This window comes from Plasticicumulans lactativorans, from assembly GCF_004341245.1.
Taxonomy (GTDB): domain Bacteria; phylum Pseudomonadota; class Gammaproteobacteria; order Competibacterales; family Competibacteraceae; genus Plasticicumulans_A; species Plasticicumulans_A lactativorans.
The window spans coordinates 105,096-122,806 of record NZ_SLWY01000013.1; the positions used below are offsets into that span (position 1 = coordinate 105,096).

Genomic DNA, 17,711 nt, shown 5'->3' on the forward strand with positions numbered 1-17,711 from the left:
TCAGTCGAGGTCGATGGCCCAGCCGTGCAGGCGGGCGAGCAGGTGACGGAGCAGGCGCCGCAGCCGCTCGCCGCGGCCTTCGACCAGGCGCAGCAGGCGCGCCTCGTCGATCAGTGCGACGGCGTCCGCGCGCCGGCGGTGAGCGTCGAGCAGCAGTTCGAGCACGGGCAGGCGCAGGTCCCAGGCGAGCAGTTCGACGAGGTCGTCGGTGAGGTGCAGGCGGTCGCCGAAGGTGCGCTGGCGGGCGGCGTCGAGGCCGGCCGCGACCAGGCTCTCGGCGACCAGCCCGGCGAGCCAGCCGCGCAGCCGCCGGTGCAGCCAGTGGCAGAGCTGGGCGGGGGCGTAGAGGCGCTCGAGTTCGTCGAGGGTGGCGAGCAGGCGCTCGGGCGGCAGCCGCGCGGTGTCGATGCGCAACTGCCGGCACAGCGCGCGGCGGGCGTGGCTCGCCATGCCGCGCTTCCAGTCGCCGTAGCGCTCGGCCCAGTCGGCGCGGTCGAGCAGGTCGCCGAGGCGGTGGAACAGGCTCTCGCGGGTGCCGGCCTCGCCGAACAGGTAGGCGCGCACGCCGCCGTTGCGGTCGAGGAAGGTGACGGTGATGCCGCGCTCGGCGCAGGCGAGCAGCGCCTCGGTGCTCCACTGCACCGGCCCGGAGACGACCACCCGCGACACCCGCAGCAGCGGGAACAGCGTGGGCGCGCGCTGCGGCATGCGCACGTCGAGCGCCGGCCCGTCCAGGCGCACGTGCGCGCCCTGCCGGCCCTGCAGGTAGAGCGGCCTCACGGCTCGACCTCCACCGCGGCGAGCGCCGGCGCCAGCGCCACGCACTGCCGCGCCAGCGCGAAGCACTGCCGGCGCAGCCAGCGCCGCGGCGCGCGCGCCCACACCTCGAAGCAGCCGTAGAACGCCTGCCGCCCGGCCTTGCCGAGCAGCACCGCGTCGCCGCTGGCGCTGAAGTGCTCGGGGCGCAGCACGCGGTCGCGGAACAGGCCCCACACCCAGCCGTCGAGGTGCGGGCGCAGCGGCTCGATCAGGTCGCAGGCGAGCGACTCGCGGCCGTAGGCGGGGTCGTGCAGGCAGCCGAGCAGGGGGTCGAGCCCGGCGCCGTGGGCGGCGCGCACGGCGTCGAGGTGGAGCAGGGTGTAGCCGAGCGACAGGCTGGCGTTGACCGGGTCCGGCGGCGGCCGGCGCTTGCGCCCGGTAAAGCCGAGCGTCGGCGCGAACAGCACGGTGAGCGCGCCGAAGTGCGCGGCGGCGGCGGCGCCTTCGAACCCGCGCAGGACGTCGAGCGAGTCGGCGGTGGCGATGCGCGCGACCAGCGCGTCGAGGCGGGCGAGGCCGTCGCCGAGCGGCTTGCGCGCGTCGGGCCGGGCGTCGAGGGCGGTGGCGAGCAGGCGCCGCTGCGCGGCGAGCTTGCCGTCGACCAGGCCGCGGGCGACGGCGAGGCACAGCGCCGGGTCGCTGCACAGGCGGTACTGGCCGAGCCGGCGGCGGGCGTCGGCGTGGCCGGGGCCGAGCAGCAGCGCGACGCGCCGGCTGTAACGCGCGCTCAGGCAGGCGAGGCCGATGCCGCGCTCGGCCAGCGCGCCGAGCAGCGCGGTATCGAGCGTGGCCGCGCCGCGCACCACCACGCGGTCGATCAGGTTGAGCGGCACCGCGCGGCCCTTGCCGCCGGCCTCGCGCAGCACCAGGCGGCCGGGTTCGAGGTCGAGCGCGATGCCGCGACGGTCGACGTAGAGCGTGCCCATGGCAGCCACCTCCGGGTCAGCCCACGAAGTAGTAGTCGGGGTCGGCGGGGGCAACGCCGATGCCGAGCGTGCGGATGCCGTCGGCCGAACCGAGCGGCAGCAGCAGGAAGCGGTCTTCCTCCAGGTCGAGCACTTCTCGCACGTCGCGCAGCAGCGCCTGGCGCTCGGCGGCGGTCAGGAAGCACTCGAACACCGACTTCTGCCCGCCGCTCGCGTAGTGCTTGAGCACGTACAGCGCCTCCCGCAGCCGACCGGGATCGGTGATGTCGTAAGCGGCGATGTGCAGCGTGCGTTCGGCCATGGTGCGCATTCGACCACCCGGCGGCGGGCGCCGGCGGGTCCGGCAAGCTTGTGGCGGCGGGAGGGCGGCGCGGGGAGGGGCGGTGCCGGTACGCAGGCCGGCCGTGGCCCGCGGCGTGGGATCGCCGCCGCCGCCGGCGGCTATAGTTCTGCCACGGCGGCCGGCCGTCGCTGCGCGGGGAACGACATGAACGGTCCAGACCAGCCCTCGGCGGAGTTCCGGCGGGAGTACGACGCCCTCGTCGGCAAGGTCGCGGTACTCGAACAGCAGCTCGACGCGGCACGGGCGCGGCGCCGGCCGATGGCGCGCGGGGTCGTCGCCGCCTGCCTGGTGCTGGGCACGCTGTGCATCGGCAGCACCATCGCGAAGTCGTGGTTCGGCCAGGTCAGCGCCCTCGACTGGGGCATCCTGCTGGTCGGCGTGGTGCTCTGCGCGGTGTCGCTGTTCAAGGAGTTCACGCTCGGCAAGGACGGCCTGAAGGTCAAGGTCGCCGACCTCGCCGCGCTGGTCGATCAGGTCAAGGCGCTGAGACGGCTGCTGCACTAATCCATGCGGGGCAGCGATGATTTATCATCGGGCCCATTGCGAAAAGGCGTGGCGCACGGGGACATCCTCCGATTCCCCCGCATCCAGTTACGGGCCCGCCGGTGGCCGCCGGCGCGGAAAACGATCCGGACAAATGCGCCAGGCGTCCGCTGGACGCTCATCATGGTCGGTCTTTATCTCCCGCCATTATCCCGAGGAAATTGACACGATGCCGTCCACTGTAAAGGTCGATTTCTACAAATCGTCCCCCAAGGATGCGAATCTGGAATCCTTCAAGGGGCTCGTGAGCCATGCGCTCCCGGGCCTTCACGCGAACATCCTCGACGCTTTGCGCCGTTGCGGTCATCTGGAAAATCCCGGCTCGCTGAAAGTCGTCGATCTGGGGGCGGGCCAGGGGGCCCTGAGTGCGCGGTTCGCCGAGTGCGGATGTCGCGTGCTGGCATGCGATTACGTGAGCGAAAACTTTGCGGCAAGCGAATTCGGCATCGAATTCCGCTGCCTCGATCTCAACCAGGATTTCGCAGACCTGCTGGGTGCCGGGTCGGCGGATATCGTCAGTGCGGTCGAAATCATCGAACACATCGAGAATCCCCGCCATCTCCTGCGGGAGTGCCGGAAACTCCTGCGCCCCGGCGGCGTGCTGGTGCTGACGACGCCGAACATCGATTCGTCACGCTCCAAGACCGATTTCATGGCCGAGGGCATTTTCCACATGTTCCGCGATTCCAGTTACCGGAGCAGCGGTCACATCACGCCGATAGGGGCGTGGCAGCTCGACAAAATGGCAGAGGAGGCACGCCTGCGGACAGAGCAGCACACGACCTTCGGCAACGAGTCCTATACATTCAGGGAGCGCCCCAAGGCCTTCCTTCTGCAGAGCTTCATCGAAAGATTCGGTCGCCGCTATCCGTGGGGAGACGGGGCGATCCACGTGCTGCTGCTTTCTCCGTACTGATCCCGCCTGCGCCGTCCGGCCAGCGTCGTTGCCGGCACCTCGATCCCATCTCGAATGCCTCCGCGCCGGCCATGGCGGCGATGTCGAACAGCGCCCACCCCAGGAGTCACCCGATGCCTTTCGCCCCTTCCGCCGTGCCGATCGCGTTCGACGACCAGGGCCGTGGCGAGCCCGCGCTGCTGTGCCTGCCGGGCTGGTGCGCGGACCGCAGCATGTTCGCCGAACTCGCGCCGCTGTGCGGCCGGGCGCGCCGCACGCTGACGCTGGACTGGCGCGGGCACGGCGGCTCGGCGCCGGCCGCCGCCGATTTCGACGCCGAGGCGCTGGTCGAGGATGCGCTGGCGGTGCTCGACGCGAGCGGCGTCGAGCGCATCGTGCCGGTCACCAACGCCCACGCCGGCTGGGTGGCGCTGGAGCTGCGCCGCCGCCTCGGCGCACGGGTGGCGGCGATCGTGCTGATCGACTGGCTGGTGCTCGATCCGCCGCCACCCTTCCTCAATGCGCTGGCCGGGCTGCAGGACCCGGCGCGCTGGCAGGCGACGCGCGAGCAGTTGTTCGCGATGTGGCTGCACGGCGTCGACGACCCCGAGGTGATCCGCCTGGTGCGCGAGGTGATGGGCGCCCATGACGCCGCGATGTGGGCGCGGGCGGCGCGCAGCATCGCCGCCACCTACCGGCGCGAGGGCAGCCCGCTCGCGGCGCTGGCGGCGCTGGCGCCACCGCCGCCGGTGCTGCACCTGTACGCGCAGCCCGACGATCCCGGCTTCCTGCAGGCGCAGCAGGCCTTCGCCGCGGCGCAGCCGTGGTTCACGGTGCACAGGCTGGCGGCGAAGTCGCACTTCCCGATGCTGGAGCGGGCGCAGGAAGTCGCCGGGCTCATCGAGGACTTCGTGGCGCGGTACTGAGCCGGTCCTGGCCGGGGGAGGGGCGATGGCCCTGGATGCGATCAAGCACTTCGTCGCCGTGTCGCCGACGCTCGCGACCGCCGGCCAGCCGAGCGAGGCGCAGTTGCGCGAGGTGGCGCAGGCGGGGTTCGAGGTGGTGATCAACCTCGGCCTGCTCGACCCGCGCTACTGCCTGGCCGACGAGGCGGGGTGCGTGCGCGCGCTCGGGCTCGACTACGCCCACCTGCCGGTCGACTTCGGCGCCCCCGCCGCAGCCGACCTGCAGCGCTTCCTCGACGTCATGGCCGCCTGCGACGGGCGCCGGGTGTTCGTGCACTGCGCCGCCAACTACCGCGTGGCGTGCTTCGTCGCGCTGTACGGGCAGGCCCGGCTGGGCTGGTCGCGCGCCGCTGCCGACGCCCACGTCGCGCGGGTGTGGCAGCCCGACGCGGTGTGGTCGGCCTTCCTCGAACGCGCGCGCATGGAGCGGGGCCTCGGCGACTGAAGCGCGCGGGGCGGGGAGGGCACGGTGTGCCCGGCGCCCCGATCCCGCCGGCAGCGGGTGCCACGGCGCCGCCGGCGCGGCACCGCTTTGAAGGCGCGCACGCCTGCCGCCGGCCGGGTGCGGCGGTTATGCCTCGGTGGCGCCGAAGATGTCTTCGAGCGTGCGGCGCATCACGGCGAGGTCGGGGTCGACGCCGGTCCAGTAGTGGATGCCGATCGCGCCCTGGTGCACCAGCATGCCGAGCCCGTCGAGCACGCGGCAGCCGCGCGCCGCGGCCTCGCGCAGCAGCCGCGTGCGCGGCGGGTTGGGGATCACGTCGACGACGAGCTGCGCCGGGCGCAGGCTGTCGAGGTCGAGGTCGGGGCAGGCGTCGACGTCGGGGAACAGGCCGATCGAGGTGGCGTTGACGACGATGTCGCTGCCCTCGGGCACGCGGCAGCCGGGCTGCCAGGGCACGAAGCGGCCGCGCGCCGGGGTGCGTTCGGCGATCAGCGCGGCGAGTTCCTCGCCGCGCGCGGCATCGCGGTTGACGACGGTGATCGCGGCGGCGCCGGCGAGTGCCGCCTCGACCGCGATCGCGCGCGCCGCGCCGCCGGCGCCGAACAGCGCGATCGACTTGCCGGCCGGGTCGGTGACGCTGCGCAGCGCGGCGACGAAGCCCTTGCCGTCGGTGTTCTCGCCGATGTAGCGACCGTCGCGGCGCACCACGCAGTTGACCGCGCCGATCAGCGCCGCCGATTCGCCGAGCCCGTCGAGGTGCTCGATCACCGCCACCTTGTGCGGCAGCGAGCAGTTGAAGCCCGCCCAGCCCATCGCGCGCGCGCCGCGCACGGCATCGCCGAGCGCGGCCGGCGCCACGTCGCAGTTGATGTAGCGGGCATCGAGGCCGTGGTGGCGGTAGGCGGCCTCGACCATCGCGACGGTCGGGTTCTCGGCCGCCGGCGTGGCGAACGAGCCGGTCAGCAGGCTCAGGAAGTTCAGGTGCGGTGCGGGCATGGGCGTCCTCGGCAGCGTGGGCGGTGTCGCGCCACGGTGGCGCGTCGGGGGCAAGACTAGCCCGCGGCTGCGCCGGCGTGTTTCAGCAAGGCCGCAGCCTCGGGTACGAATGCCGCATCCGGCCCGCCCGCCGCGGCTGCTATCGTGGCGTCCCGCCGCCCGCCACCGGAGTGCTCCCGCCATGGCCGATGCCGCCTCCGCGCTCTACCGCGCCCTGCTCAACCGCCTGCGCTACCGGCACCTGGCGCTGCTCGTGGCGCTCGACGACCTCGGCAACCTGCACGCGGCGGCGCAGGTGCTCAGCATCACGCAGCCGGCGGCGACGCGCATGCTGCAGGAGATTGAGGACGCCTTCGGCTGCACGCTGTTCGAGCGCCTGCCGCGCGGCATGCGCGCCACCGACCTCGGCCGGGAGGTGCTCGACTTCGCCCGCGCCGCGCTGACCCGGCTCGAACGCTGCGCCGGCGATCTCGCGCTGAAGCGCCGCGGCGGCTACGGCCACCTGGTGATCGGCGCGATCATGGGCGCAGCCCCCGACCTGCTCGCCGGTGCGGTCACCGAGCTCAAGATGCGCAAGCCGCTGCTGAACATCCGCATCCTCGGCGAAACCAGCGACCAGCTCGTCGAGCTGCTCGAACAGCAGCGCATCGACCTCGCCATCGGCCGCTTCGTCGGCCCGCTGCAGCACAATCAGTTCGACTTCGAGCCGCTCGGCAACGAGCACCTGCTGCTGGTGGTGCGCCGTACCCACCCGCTGGCCACGCGCACGCCGCTCGAACTCGCCGAGCTGGCGCAGTGGCCGTGGGTGCTGCAGGCGCTGGCGAGTCCGGCACGCCAGGTGCTCGAAGGCGAGTTCGAGCGCGCGCGGATCAACACGCCGTCGAACGTCGTCGAGTGCGGGTCGATCTTCGCCACGCTGCAACTGGTGCAGAAGAGCGACGCCATCGCCGCGCTGCCCGAACCGGTGTTGCGCGACCACCTGCAGGCGGGGTTGCTGGCGGCGCTGCCGCTGACCATCGGTGCGGCGCTGGCGCCGTTCGGCGTGCTGATGCGCAAGGGCGAGCCGGCGAGCGGTACGGTGGCGGAGTTCCTCGACGTGCTGCGCCGCGCCGCGCAGGCGCCGGCCGGCGGTGGCTGAGGCGGATCAATTGGCGCAGCGGCCCTGGCGACGGACGTGCTTGTCGGCGTACATCGCGTGGTCGGCCTCGTCCTGCGCCTCTGTCAGCCCGCGGCCGGGGTCGCGCATCGCCAGCCCGAGCGAGGCGGCGACGTCGTGGGCGGTGAGCGCGGCGCGCAGGCGTCGCGCCAGCGCCTGCGCGCCGTTGCGGTCGCATTCGGTGCCGAGCACGGCGAACTCGTCGCCGCCGAGGCGGGCGACGACGTCGTGGATGCGCACCGCGCCGCGCAGCGCCTGCGCGGCACGCCCGATCAGCACATCGCCGGCGGCGTGGCCGTCGCGGTCGTTGACGCGCTTGAGGTCATCGAGGTCGACGATGACCACGCAGGCCGGATGACCATAGCGGCGGCAGCGCTGCTCCTCGGCGGCGAGCTGCTGGTCCCAGCCGCGGCGGTTGTAGAGGCCGGTGAGGGCGTCGATACGCGCTTCGGCCTGGGCGTGCTCGGCGCGGCGCAGTTCGCGCGCGAGTTCGAGCTCGGCCTTGAGCACGGTGCTGAGCAGCCCGGCCAGCAGCTCGATCATCGGCAGCTCGGTGGTGATGCGTTCGGGCTGCGGGGTGGGGTGGATCGCGCACAGCGTGCCGAACAGCGAGCCGTCGTCGCGGTTGAGCGGCACGCCGATGTAGGCGCCGATCGGCACCTGCCGGCCGATCGGCGCTTCGGCATAGGCCGGCACGGCCGCCGAGTGCGGCGCGACGCGCGGGCCGCGCCCGTCGGCCATCCGCGAGCAGAAGGTGTCGGTCCAGCGGAACACCGTCCCGGGGGTGATGCCGTAGCCGTGGTCCTCGGCCTGCAGCACGATCCAGTCGTCACCCTCGGTGCGGGTGACCATCCACAGGTCGAAGCCCAGGCGCGCGTGCATGAAGGCGAGCACCGCCTGCGCGGCGCTGGCGAAGTCGGGAAAGGCTTGGCTGTCGGGCATGGCCGCTCCGCGTCGTCAGGCGCAAGGATTGAAGCCCTGTCCGCGCGCGCCTGCAAGGGTGAACGGGAGGTCCGCGCGCCTGCACGCCCGCGTCAAACCCGTTAACCTTGCGCCTTTCGTCCGCCGGCCGCGCCGGCCCGGCCCCCCTCCTGGAATCCCCGCCGTGATCGCAACCGCCAACCTCACCATGCAGTTCGGGCCCAAGCCCCTGTTCGAGAACGTTTCCGTCAAGTTCGGCAGCGGCAACCGCTACGGCCTGATCGGCGCCAACGGCTGCGGCAAGTCGACCTTCATGAAGATCCTCGGCGGCGACCTGGAGCCGTCGGGCGGCAACGTGATGCTCGAAGCCGGCATCCGCCTCGGCAAGCTGCGCCAGGACCAGTTCGCCTACGAGGACCAGAGCGTGCTCGACACGGTGATCATGGGCCACGCCGAACTCGCCCGCGTCAAGGCCGAGCGCGACCGCATCTATGCGCTGCCCGAGATGAGCGAGGAGGACGGCATGGCCGTCGCCGAGCTGGAAGTGCAGTTCGCCGAACTCGACGGCTACACCGCCGAGGCCCGCGCCGGCGAGCTGCTGCTCGGCCTCGGCATCGCCGAGGCCCTGCACGCCGGGCCGATGAGCGCGATCGCGCCCGGCTGGAAGCTGCGCGTGCTGCTCGCCCAGGCGCTGTTCGCCGACCCCGACGTGCTGCTGCTCGACGAGCCCACCAACCACCTCGACATCAACACCATCCGCTGGCTCGAAGGCGTGATCAACGCGCGTGCGAGCACGATGATCATCATTTCGCACGACCGCCACTTCCTGAACAGCGTCTGCACGCACATGGCCGACCTCGACTACGGCGAGCTGCGCGTCTACCCCGGCAACTACGACGACTACATGACCGCGTCGACCCAGGCGCGCGAGCGCCTGCTGTCCGACAACGCCAAGAAGAAGGCGCAGATCGCCGAGCTGCAGACCTTCGTCAGCCGCTTCTCGGCCAACGCCTCGAAGGCGCGCCAGGCCACCTCGCGCGCGCGCCAGATCGAGAAGATCAAGCTCGAGGAGGTCAAGCCGTCGAGCCGCGTCAGCCCCTACATCCGCTTCGAGCAGTACAAGAAGCTGCACCGCCAGGCGGTGACGCTCGACGGCGTGACCCGGGGCTACGGCGACAACCCGCCGCTGTTCAGCAAGCTCGCGCTGCGCATCGACGCCGGCGAGCGCGTCGCCATCATCGGCCCCAACGGCGCCGGCAAGACCACGCTGCTGCGCGTGCTGATGGAGGAGCTCGCCCCCGACGCCGGCACGGTCAAGTGGGCCGACGGCGCCGACCGCGGCTACTACGCGCAGGACCACGCCGAAGACTTCGCCGAGGAGGGGACGCTGTTCGAGTGGATGGCGCGCTGGACCAAGGGCGACGACCAACTGGTGCGCGCCACCCTCGGGCGCATGCTGTTCGGCAACGACGAGATCGGCAAATCGGTGAAGGTGCTCTCCGGCGGCGAACAGGCGCGCATGCTGTTCGGCAAGCTCACGCTGACCCGCCCCAACGTGATGCTGCTCGACGAGCCCACCAACCACCTCGACATGGAATCGATCGAGGCCCTCAACCTCGCGCTGGAGAACTACCCCGGCACGCTGATCTTCGTCAGCCACGACCGCGAGTTCGTCTCCTCGCTCGCCACCCGCATCCTCGAATTCACCCCGCGCGGCATCGTCGACTTCACCGGCAGCTACGACGACTACCTGAAGAGCCAGGGCGTGGTGGAGTGAAACCGCGGCTGCGTCCGTCCAGGCAAGGCAGGCGCATCCACCCGGCAGATCGACGCATTTCCCCGCCGCATACACGCGTGTGGAAGCCTCGTACAGCCGTGTACTAGCCTCGTACACGCGTGTACGAGGCTTTTTTGTGCGTGTACGAACGAAGTTTTCGCGATTCCCAGGCGCGTACACGCGTGTCGGAAGCTCCGGGCAGCGTATTCCCGCTTCGTACAAGGGTTTTCGAAGTTCGTACACGCGTGTACTTCGTTCGTACACGCGCCGTTTTGCTTCGTACACGCGTGTACGAAGGAAGCGGATATTGGGTGGAAACAGAGTTCAATACAAATAATTCGAGGAAAGTGCGATGCCCCTTTTCACTACACTAACCAATGAGCGGATTTGCCAGGAAATTGATGCGGCGACACACCACGTCATCCTGGCCGCACCTGGTATTTGCGTGTTGGTGGCTGAAGCACTACTGCAGGCCCACCAACGACTCGGGCAGGGTGCGGTTCAAGTGGTTCTCGACGTGTCGGCACGAGTAAGCCGCCTGGGTTACGGTGAGCATAAGGCAGTTGATATCCTGACTCAGGCTGGCGTTATGGTGCGTCAACATGTTGGCTTGCGCATTGGTGCGTTGATTTGTGATGAATCTGGTTGGAGTTTCGCCACTTCTCCAAGCTTAGTAGAGGCCGACCCAACTGCTGACAGCGAGGCCTTCAATGCCATAGCCCTGACGTCTGCACAAGTCATGATATTGCGTGCGGAACTTCCGTCTACAGGCAAAGGCGATAATCCTTCTCCCGCAATGAAATATCCAGTGGTTGGTTGTGATTTCGTGGGCGAGGACACGCTGAAAATAGTCAAGCGGGCACTCGAAATTGCGCCACCCCAACAGTTTGATTTGGCGCGCCAGACACAAGTGTATGCCGCGCTTATTCAGTTTGTGGAACTGACTTTCGAGGGTTTCAATATTCAGAGTCGCCGGATCCAGTTGCCTAAGACGTTGCCGTTGATCGCCAGCCAGAACAAAGCATTGAAAAATCGCGTGACTGCTTCGCTCAAAGTGCTGGACAAGATTGAGAAACCCAAGGCGCTTCAGGATATCACCGAACAGATGGAAGAGTTGCGTCAAGCTTATCTGGTACCTGTGGGGCAGGCTGGTCGCGTAATGCTGAAATCAAAGCGGCAGAATTTTGAGAGTGAGCTAGCAAAAATCGAAGAACGTTTGACTGAATGCAAAGAAGTCCTGAAGAAAGATTTGCAGGACGCTTTAAGCAAAGTCATCGATGCCATTATTCCCGATTTATCGCGAGCCGTGTTGGTTGATCAGCCACCGCGCTTTCGCGGCTTATTTTCTGACACGGAGGAATCGGCTGCCATCTATGTAAGAGAAGAATTGGCCAAGTCGTTTCCTACTGCTGAAGAATTGATTTCCGGGATGAAGATTCACAAGTTCTACAAAGACGTCACCTATGAAACACTCAAGAACAAGGAATTTAGTGATCGTGTAATGAAGGAAATCCCTAAATCCTTATTGGATGGTTCGCTGTTGCAGGAAGGTGTGGCGGCCCAAGCCGGGGTGGCAACGTCGTGATCGATTTCTGACGAACTACAATATGGTTTCGAGCATGTACTGGTGCCTGATATGGGCAGCGTCACCCTAGCTTCGGTACGCTATTCTAATCGCGCCTTGGCTGGCTCGGAGAGTGGTGCTTATCACGTGCGTTTCCAAACGGCTTATCAGTGCAGTAGGTTAAGTTTTATTTCATTCAGCCTAACCTACCGCATCCATATTAGGAATCATAAACCGGTTATTTCTTGGTCGTGAATCTTGCGTGGCACAATTATCAAAAGCGGTAAACATTGGGCTGCGCTTGCGAAGCCCAGCCTACGAACTTCGGACGCCAATACACATAATTTGCGAGATTCCCTTTTTTGTAAGGATGTTCCGTCCGACAACACCGCCGAACACCACCATCAGGCCCCACACATGAGCACCGCGTCCCCCGAGATGCAGGCGTACTACGCCGCACGCGTGCCGTATTACGACGCCGTTTACCTCAAGCCGGAGCGGCGCCGGGACATCGAATTCCTCGCCGGGCACCTGCCGTCGCGGTTCGCGGCACGGGAGGTCATCGAGGTGGCCTGCGGTACCGGGTACTGGACGCAGCACCTTGCGCCCCGGGTCGCGCGCATGGTCGCGACGGACGGGACCGCCGAGCCTCTGGCGTTCGCGCGCCTGCGCCCGGGGAGCGCAGGCGTCACGTATCGCCAGGCCGATGCCTACGCCCTGCCACCCGACCTCGGCCTGTTCGACGGCGCCTTCGCGGGGCTTTGGTTCTCGCACGTCCCCCTCGCGGCGCGCACCCCGTTCCTCGTCGGCCTGCATCGGCACCTGCGCCCGCGGGCGCGCGTCATCCTGATCGATAACAACGACATCCAGCTGCGCGACTTCCCGATCACGGAGACCGACGCGGACGGCAACACCTACCAGCACCGGACCTTGCGCGACGGCTCGGTGCATCGGGTGCTCAAGAACTTCCCGGGCGAGCGTGCACTGCGCGACCTCGTCGCCCCCTTCGCGGACGCGGTGGACTACCGGGGCCTGGAGAACTTCTGGCTCCTCGAATACGAGTTGCGCTGAAGTATCGGGCGGGCGCCGCCGCTGCCACGTGCCGACACGCCCGGGCGCGGCTACCTTGTGCAGGCACCGGGCCGCTGCGCCCGGTTCCGACCCCCTGCAACGAGGCGACACCATGGCGACCCTGCTCGCGCTGTACGCGCAACCCACCGACCCGGCGGCCTTCGACGCCTACTACTTCAGCACCCACGTGCCGATCGCCAGGCGCGTGCCGGGGCTCCTGTCGTACCGCGTCGGCCGCAACCCGGGGACGATCGCCGGCACGCCGTGCTACCTGGTCGCGGCGCTCGAATTCGCCTCGCTCGAGGCGATCCAGGCGGCGCTGGTCTCGCCCGAGGGCCAGGCCGCCGCGGCCGACCTCGGCAACTTCGCCACCGGCGGGGTGACGCTGCTGAGCTTCGACGAGCAGCCGGTGTGAAGGGGGCGGGCGGCGCGGACGCCGCCCGCTGCGTCAGGCGTGCCGCGTGCCGCCGCGGCGATGCTGCGCGACACCGAGGTAGGCGAGCCCGGAGGCGAACAGCAGCCCGGTCGCCGGCACCGGGATCGCCATCACGTTGGCGGTGATGCGCACCGAGTCGAGGCGGATGCTCGCGTAGCCGCCGTTCTCCTGCAGCTCGATGATCGGCTGCGTCTCGTAGATGTCGATCCGGTACGTGGGGCAGCCGGGGGTGTCGCAGTTCGGGTCCTCGTAGTACTCCTCGTAGCCGACCAGCACGTCCTGGTAGCCGACGATGACCTCGTACGCCGATGGTTCGCTCTGCGCGTCGATGCCGCCGCTCAGCAGCGGCGCGAGTGCGCCGGCGACGGTGAAGATCTCGTTGAAGAAGATCAGGCCGCCGCCGAATTCCAGGGGGTCGAAGCCGTCGACGAAGGCGCGGGCGTTGGCAGGGCCGAAGGTCGACACGGTGCCCGACCCGGCCAGCGTGATGTTGTAGCCGGTGATCATGTAGCCGGGCTGTGCCTGGAAGGCGAAGCCGGCGTTGAAGCGGCCGGTGCTCGGCTGGTAGTCATCGAACAGGCCGTGCGTCGGGTCGTCGATGCTCATCTGGTTGTTGAACAGGATCTCCATCCCGTTCGCCACCGGCTGGAGGGTGAGGCTGCCGACCGGGATGTGGGTGTACTGGATGCTGCCGAACGGGTTGTGGCCGTCGTCGGCGATGACGAAGGAGAAGGTGTCGCTGTCGTACTGCACCACGACGTTGCCGGTGCTGACCGATGTCGGCAGCGCGTGGGCGGAGAGCGTCGCGGTCGACGCGAAAAGGGCGCACAGCAGGCGTAGCGAAGCGTTCTTCATTGTTGTTATCTCCTCTCGGATTCCCTGGAATGCCCGGCACCGATGGCGGATCGGTGGCACGGACGTCGTCGCTGCGGCGGACGGCGCCCCCGATGCGGTTCGGGACATACCTTCCGCCGTCATGCCGCCGACGGCGACGGGCAGGCCCGCGTCGCGGTCGACAGTCCATTGCCGGGCGACGGGGCCCCTCACGCCCCGTGCCGCCCGTCGTCGGTCCGGCGTGCGGGCGGCATCATCCCGGCCGGCAGCCGGTGCGCGCCGCCTTCAGTCGAGCCCCTGACCCGTCGCGAGCCAGTGGGCGCATTCGGGGCCGAGTTCGCGGCGGGCCCGCGCTTCGTATTCGGCCACGTCCGCGACGCTGAGGCTGTCGTTCCAGCGGCCGTTGACGCCCTGGTGGATGAACACCTGGGCGCCGGCGTCCCAGAAGGCGCCGCCGAGCGGCACGCTCCTGGTCGCGTTGCGCTTCATCCAGTCGAACGAGCAGCACTCGAGAATCGCCGGCCAGTGCGCGGGGTCGACCGGGATGTCGAGGAAGCCGGCGATCCGGCGCATCTGCCCGGGCAGGTCGTACTTGAGCGCCGCGTAGTGCACGAACAGCACGTTGGGCAGCTCGCGGATCGCCCACCAGCTGCGGACGTTGTCCCAGAACGGCCAGAACGGGTGGCCGTCGCGGTCGAGCCAGTCGCGCCAGTACTGGCGGATGTCGGACGGGGGCGGTTCGATCGGCGGGCCGATGCGCCCCGGGGTGTCGTTGAGCGCCTCGTACCACAGGCGGTTGGCGTTGGCGTGGTGGTTGTACAGGCTCCAGACCACGTCGCGGCCATCGCGGCCGATGTACACGTACTTCGCCCTGGGCGAGAACACCAGTGCATCGACGGGGAGGTGTGTCTTCAGGAAGCGCCGGTGCGTCTGCGCCTCGACCAGCGGCAGCTTCACCGCCTTGGGCGGCACGCGCAGGTCGAGCCAGGGCGACATGTCGGCGACGGCGAGTTCGGGGTCGGGCCCGAGCAGCATCTGCGCGATGATCTGCTGCATCCAGGTCGTCCCCGACTTGGCGTAGGTGGCGATGACGATGTCGTCGTCGCGGAAGCGGAAGTCGTTCCAGATCGTCGAGTCGAAATGGTGGTTGTGCAGCTCGCGCGTCTTGCGCGGCCAGGCGATGGTTTCGGTCATGAGGCCTCCGGTGGCGCCGTCGGGGTTGGCGGGCGTTGGCGACGCCGCGGCCATGTCCTGCTGGCGCTTCCAGTCGTCGCTCAGGAGCCCGGCGTAGCCCCAGTCGGCCTCGTCGATCTCCTGGATCACCACGTGGGTGTGCTCGGGGCGCTTGCCGAGGATGCGCACCAGCGCGTCGGTGACCTCGCGGACCAGTTGCGCCTTCTGCTCGCGCGAGGCGCCGCGGGTGATCTGGATGTTCACGTACGGCATGGCGCGCTCCGCGTCGCTGCGGGCAGTGCGCTCCGGCGCTGGCGGCGCGGCGCGCTCATGCGCGCTCGACCGTCAGGCCGACCTCCTGCCCGTACGACAGCTCCAGCGTGTGGCCGTCGGGGTCGCGCAGGAACGCCCAGTAGCCGACCGGATAGGCCGAGTCGGTCGGGCCGCTGATCAGGCTGCCTTCGCTGCGGGCCTCGGCGCACAGGCGGTCGACCTCCTCGCGGCTGCGACAGCCGACGCCGAGATGCGCGAACGGCCGCAGCACCGTGGTGACCGCGTCCGCCTCGATGAGGACGATCACGAACGGCCGGGTCTTGTCCGACAGCCAGACGACGCGCCTGCCCGATTCGGCGTCGGTACGGCTGTGCACCACCTGCATCGCCGCGTAGCGCGCGTAGAAGGCGAGGCTCCTGTCGATGTCACTCGCCTGCAGGGCGACATGCGTGAGTCCGATGTCATTCATGGGAAACCCCCTGTACCCAGGCGGGATGCCGGCGCCGCCGCGGGCGGGCGGCGTCCCGGCGCCGCCGTATCGTGGAACACGCCGGCGGGAAAGTCGATGCGACGGCTCAGAGCGGTTCGTCGGGCGTCGTCGCGGCGGGGGGCGGGGGGGCGGGCGCCGGGGCGACGCGGGTGAACGCGGCCATCGAGCGCGGCTGCAGGCCGAGGCGCGCCTCGTAGATGCCCATGTACTCCCACACCCGCTTCACGTACTGGCGGGTTTCGCCGAAGGGGAGCGTCTCGACCCAGACGTCGGCGTCCTGCTCGCCGTTCACCGGCAGCCAGCCGTCGACCCGCCGCGGACCGGCGTTGTAGGCCGCCGTCGCCAGCACCGGGTTGCCGCCGTAGCGGTCCTGCAACTGGCGCAGATAGATGGCGCCGAGCAGCAGGTTGCTGCGCGGGTCGAGCAGGGTGCCGGGGCCGCGGTAGCTGAGGCCGGCGCGCCCGGCGAGCTGCTTGGCGGTGTCGGGCAGCAGCTGCAGCAGGCCGAGCGCGCCGGCGCCGGAGCGGGCGTCGGGCTGGAACACGCTCTCCTGGCGGGCGACCGCGAACACCCAGGCGGGGGCGATGTTGGCGGTGCGCGCCGCCTCGTCGACCGCCGGCAGGTACGGGGTCGGGAAGCGCAGCGTGAGGTCGTCCCACTCGCCGGCGCGGGCCAGGTAGACGATGGTCTGGCCGTACCAGCTCCACTCGGCGGCGAGCTGCGCGGCGGCCACCTGGCGTTTGGCGTCGCTGCCGCGCAGCGCCCAGTCCCACTCGCTGCGGGCTTCGGGCAGGCGCCCGAGCAGCAGCAACTCGCGCGCGCGCAGGATCGGCGGCTGCGCGGCGAGCGCGCGCATCTCCTCCTCGGCGGGCGCCAGCGGGCGGTTGACGATGCGGAACACCGCCCCCAGGCGCAGCGAGGCGAGGAAGCCGTGGTAGTCGCGCAGCGTCGACAGGTCGCGGTAGATCGAGTTGGCGTCGTCGCGCCGGCCGATGCCTTCGAGCGCGCGGGCGCGCCAGTAGCGCCACACCGGCTGGGCGCGCTGCTCGGACGGCTGGCGGTCGAGCGCGCGCAGCGTGCCGAGCCAGTCGCCGCGGCGCAGCAGCACGCGCACCCGCCACTCGCGCACGCTGTCGTCCTCGAGCGCGGGGTCGAGCGCATCGAGCCGCGCCAGCGCGGCGGGGTGGTCGCGCGCGGCGATGTGGATCGCCAGCTTGCGCCTGAGCGGCGCCAGCCGGTCGGCCGGCACGGTGCGCCGCTGCGCGATGGCGTCGAGCGCCGGCAGCGCCTCGACCGAATCGCGGTCGATCCAGCGGTCGAGCGTGGCGGCGACGATCTCGGCGATGCGCTCGGACCCCACCACCTGCAGCGCGGGCTCGCGCAGGATCATCGCCGGCGCCTGGTCGACCGCGAGCCAGATGCGCGCCCAGTCCTGGTCGGCGGCGTCGAGGAAGGGCAGGGTCTGGCGCGCGGCGGCGGCCTGGCGCGCCTGCATCGCCGCGCTGAAGCGCTGCCAGGCGATGCCAGCCGGCAGCCCGCGCGCGGCCCAGCTCTGGGCGACGCCGAGGCAGAGCTCCGGCAGGGGCTGGCCGCGCACCCACAGGACGTCGAAGCCCTGCAGCGCCGCGGCCAGGCGGTCGCGCTGCAAGAGCGCGGCGCGGTAGGCGCATTCGGGTTCCGCCTCCGGGCCCGGTGCGTAGTCCTGGATGATGTCGTCCCAGCGTCCCTGTGCGGCCAGTTCGGTCACCCAGCGCGTGCGCAGGCGCGCCGCGAACGGGGTGTCGGGGTAGCTGGCGAGGAACTGGCGCACGTCGTCGGCGCTGGCGGTCGCGAGCTTGTCGATGAACTCGCGCAGGCGCAGGTAGGGCAGCAGCGGGTAGTCGCGCAGGCGGGCCTTGAGCGCCTGCAGGCGCGCCGCGTCGCCGGCCTTGAGCGCGGCTTCGGCGTCGAGGAAGGCCTGGCGCTGCACCTTCAGCGTCGCCTCGGTGGGCGGCGTGCTGGCAAGGGCGGGGCCGGTGCAGGCGAGCAGCACGCCCAGCAGCCAGGCGTGCAGGCGCGGCGCCCGGGCGGCGCGCGGCGGCATG

General features: G+C 69.8%; 18 protein-coding genes and 1 pseudogene. 9 read left to right on the plus strand and 10 right to left on the minus strand.

What is annotated here, in order from left to right; genetic code table 11:
• The 3 genes from EV699_RS12640 to EV699_RS12650 are packed head-to-tail and all read right to left on the minus strand — an operon-like array spanning window position 1 to window position 2,046.
• On the minus strand, window positions 1-780 hold the full coding sequence (locus EV699_RS12640; protein ID WP_165904125.1) for a CRISPR-associated endonuclease Cas1: 780 nt from the start codon (window positions 778-780) through the stop codon (window positions 1-3).
• A complete protein-coding gene (gene cas1, locus EV699_RS12645; protein WP_132543385.1) occupies window positions 777-1,745 on the minus strand; it encodes a CRISPR-associated endonuclease Cas1 in 969 nt (322 codons plus the stop codon). Before cas1 ends, EV699_RS12640 begins: the two co-directional genes overlap by 4 nt.
• A gap of 16 nt (window positions 1,746-1,761) precedes the next feature.
• Window positions 1,762-2,046 (minus strand): CRISPR-associated endonuclease Cas2, encoded by a 285-nt coding sequence (locus EV699_RS12650; protein ID WP_132543249.1) that lies wholly within the window; start codon window positions 2,044-2,046, stop codon window positions 1,762-1,764.
• 186 nt (window positions 2,047-2,232) lie between these two features.
• On the opposite strand from EV699_RS12650, the gene EV699_RS12655 reads away from it, so the two are divergent.
• The 4 genes from EV699_RS12655 to EV699_RS12670 all read left to right on the plus strand — a co-directional run bounded on the left by EV699_RS12655 (window position 2,233) and on the right by EV699_RS12670 (window position 4,936).
• Entirely contained in the window at window positions 2,233-2,592 is a 360-nt protein-coding gene (locus tag EV699_RS12655; protein WP_132543251.1) for a hypothetical protein, read from the plus strand.
• A gap of 133 nt (window positions 2,593-2,725) precedes the next feature.
• Entirely contained in the window at window positions 2,726-3,547 is an 822-nt protein-coding gene (locus tag EV699_RS12660; protein WP_165904126.1) for a class I SAM-dependent methyltransferase, read from the plus strand.
• A gap of 113 nt (window positions 3,548-3,660) precedes the next feature.
• A complete protein-coding gene (locus EV699_RS12665) occupies window positions 3,661-4,452 on the plus strand; it encodes an alpha/beta fold hydrolase (protein ID WP_165904127.1) in 792 nt (263 codons plus the stop codon).
• A 25-nt stretch (window positions 4,453-4,477) separates the two neighbouring features.
• The gene (locus tag EV699_RS12670; protein WP_132543257.1) at window positions 4,478-4,936 is read left to right on the plus strand and encodes a protein tyrosine phosphatase family protein; all 459 of its coding nucleotides are present in this window, start codon (window positions 4,478-4,480) and stop codon (window positions 4,934-4,936) included.
• A gap of 126 nt (window positions 4,937-5,062) precedes the next feature.
• Here EV699_RS12670 and aroE read toward each other — a convergent pair whose 3' ends face one another.
• Window positions 5,063-5,932 (minus strand): shikimate dehydrogenase, encoded by an 870-nt coding sequence (gene aroE, locus EV699_RS12675; RefSeq protein WP_132543259.1) that lies wholly within the window; start codon window positions 5,930-5,932, stop codon window positions 5,063-5,065.
• A gap of 181 nt (window positions 5,933-6,113) precedes the next feature.
• Here aroE and EV699_RS12680 point away from each other — a divergent pair, with 181 nt between their 5' ends.
• Window positions 6,114-7,070, plus strand: coding sequence for a LysR family transcriptional regulator (locus tag EV699_RS12680; protein ID WP_132543261.1), 957 nt, complete (start codon window positions 6,114-6,116; stop codon window positions 7,068-7,070).
• A 6-nt stretch (window positions 7,071-7,076) separates the two neighbouring features.
• Here EV699_RS12680 and EV699_RS12685 read toward each other — a convergent pair whose 3' ends face one another.
• On the minus strand, window positions 7,077-8,030 hold the full coding sequence (locus EV699_RS12685) for a sensor domain-containing diguanylate cyclase (RefSeq protein ID WP_132543263.1): 954 nt from the start codon (window positions 8,028-8,030) through the stop codon (window positions 7,077-7,079).
• A gap of 163 nt (window positions 8,031-8,193) precedes the next feature.
• Between EV699_RS12685 and EV699_RS12690 the strand changes: the two genes are divergently transcribed.
• From EV699_RS12690 to EV699_RS12705, 4 genes are all read left to right on the plus strand, one after another.
• Window positions 8,194-9,786 (plus strand): ABC-F family ATPase, encoded by a 1,593-nt coding sequence (locus EV699_RS12690; protein WP_132543265.1) that lies wholly within the window; start codon window positions 8,194-8,196, stop codon window positions 9,784-9,786.
• 352 nt (window positions 9,787-10,138) lie between these two features.
• The gene (locus EV699_RS12695) at window positions 10,139-11,371 is read left to right on the plus strand and encodes a phospholipase D-like domain-containing protein (RefSeq protein WP_132543267.1); all 1,233 of its coding nucleotides are present in this window, start codon (window positions 10,139-10,141) and stop codon (window positions 11,369-11,371) included.
• A 396-nt stretch (window positions 11,372-11,767) separates the two neighbouring features.
• The gene (locus EV699_RS12700) at window positions 11,768-12,421 is read left to right on the plus strand and encodes a class I SAM-dependent methyltransferase (protein ID WP_132543269.1); all 654 of its coding nucleotides are present in this window, start codon (window positions 11,768-11,770) and stop codon (window positions 12,419-12,421) included.
• Between the two features lie 112 nt (window positions 12,422-12,533).
• Window positions 12,534-12,836, plus strand: coding sequence for an EthD family reductase (locus EV699_RS12705; protein WP_132543271.1), 303 nt, complete (start codon window positions 12,534-12,536; stop codon window positions 12,834-12,836).
• A 33-nt stretch (window positions 12,837-12,869) separates the two neighbouring features.
• Here the strand turns inward: EV699_RS12705 and EV699_RS12710 are convergent, their stop codons facing one another.
• The 5 genes and pseudogenes from EV699_RS12710 to EV699_RS12725 form a co-directional block, all read right to left on the minus strand.
• The gene (locus tag EV699_RS12710; RefSeq protein WP_132543273.1) at window positions 12,870-13,712 is read right to left on the minus strand and encodes a hypothetical protein; all 843 of its coding nucleotides are present in this window, start codon (window positions 13,710-13,712) and stop codon (window positions 12,870-12,872) included.
• Window positions 13,713-13,976: 264 nt separating this feature from the next.
• A complete protein-coding gene (locus EV699_RS12715; protein WP_165904131.1) occupies window positions 13,977-14,885 on the minus strand; it encodes a sulfotransferase domain-containing protein in 909 nt (302 codons plus the stop codon).
• 93 nt (window positions 14,886-14,978) lie between these two features.
• Window positions 14,979-15,137: pseudogene (locus EV699_RS20230) on the minus strand (tautomerase family protein); the annotation flags it as partial.
• Between the two features lie 55 nt (window positions 15,138-15,192).
• Window positions 15,193-15,606 (minus strand): VOC family protein, encoded by a 414-nt coding sequence (locus EV699_RS12720; RefSeq protein ID WP_132543277.1) that lies wholly within the window; start codon window positions 15,604-15,606, stop codon window positions 15,193-15,195.
• A 106-nt stretch (window positions 15,607-15,712) separates the two neighbouring features.
• Window positions 15,713-17,710: a transglycosylase SLT domain-containing protein gene (locus EV699_RS12725; protein ID WP_132543279.1), complete on the minus strand. Its 1,998-nt coding sequence runs from the start codon at window positions 17,708-17,710 to the stop codon at window positions 15,713-15,715.
• Between the last annotated feature and the right edge of the window lies 1 nt (window position 17,711).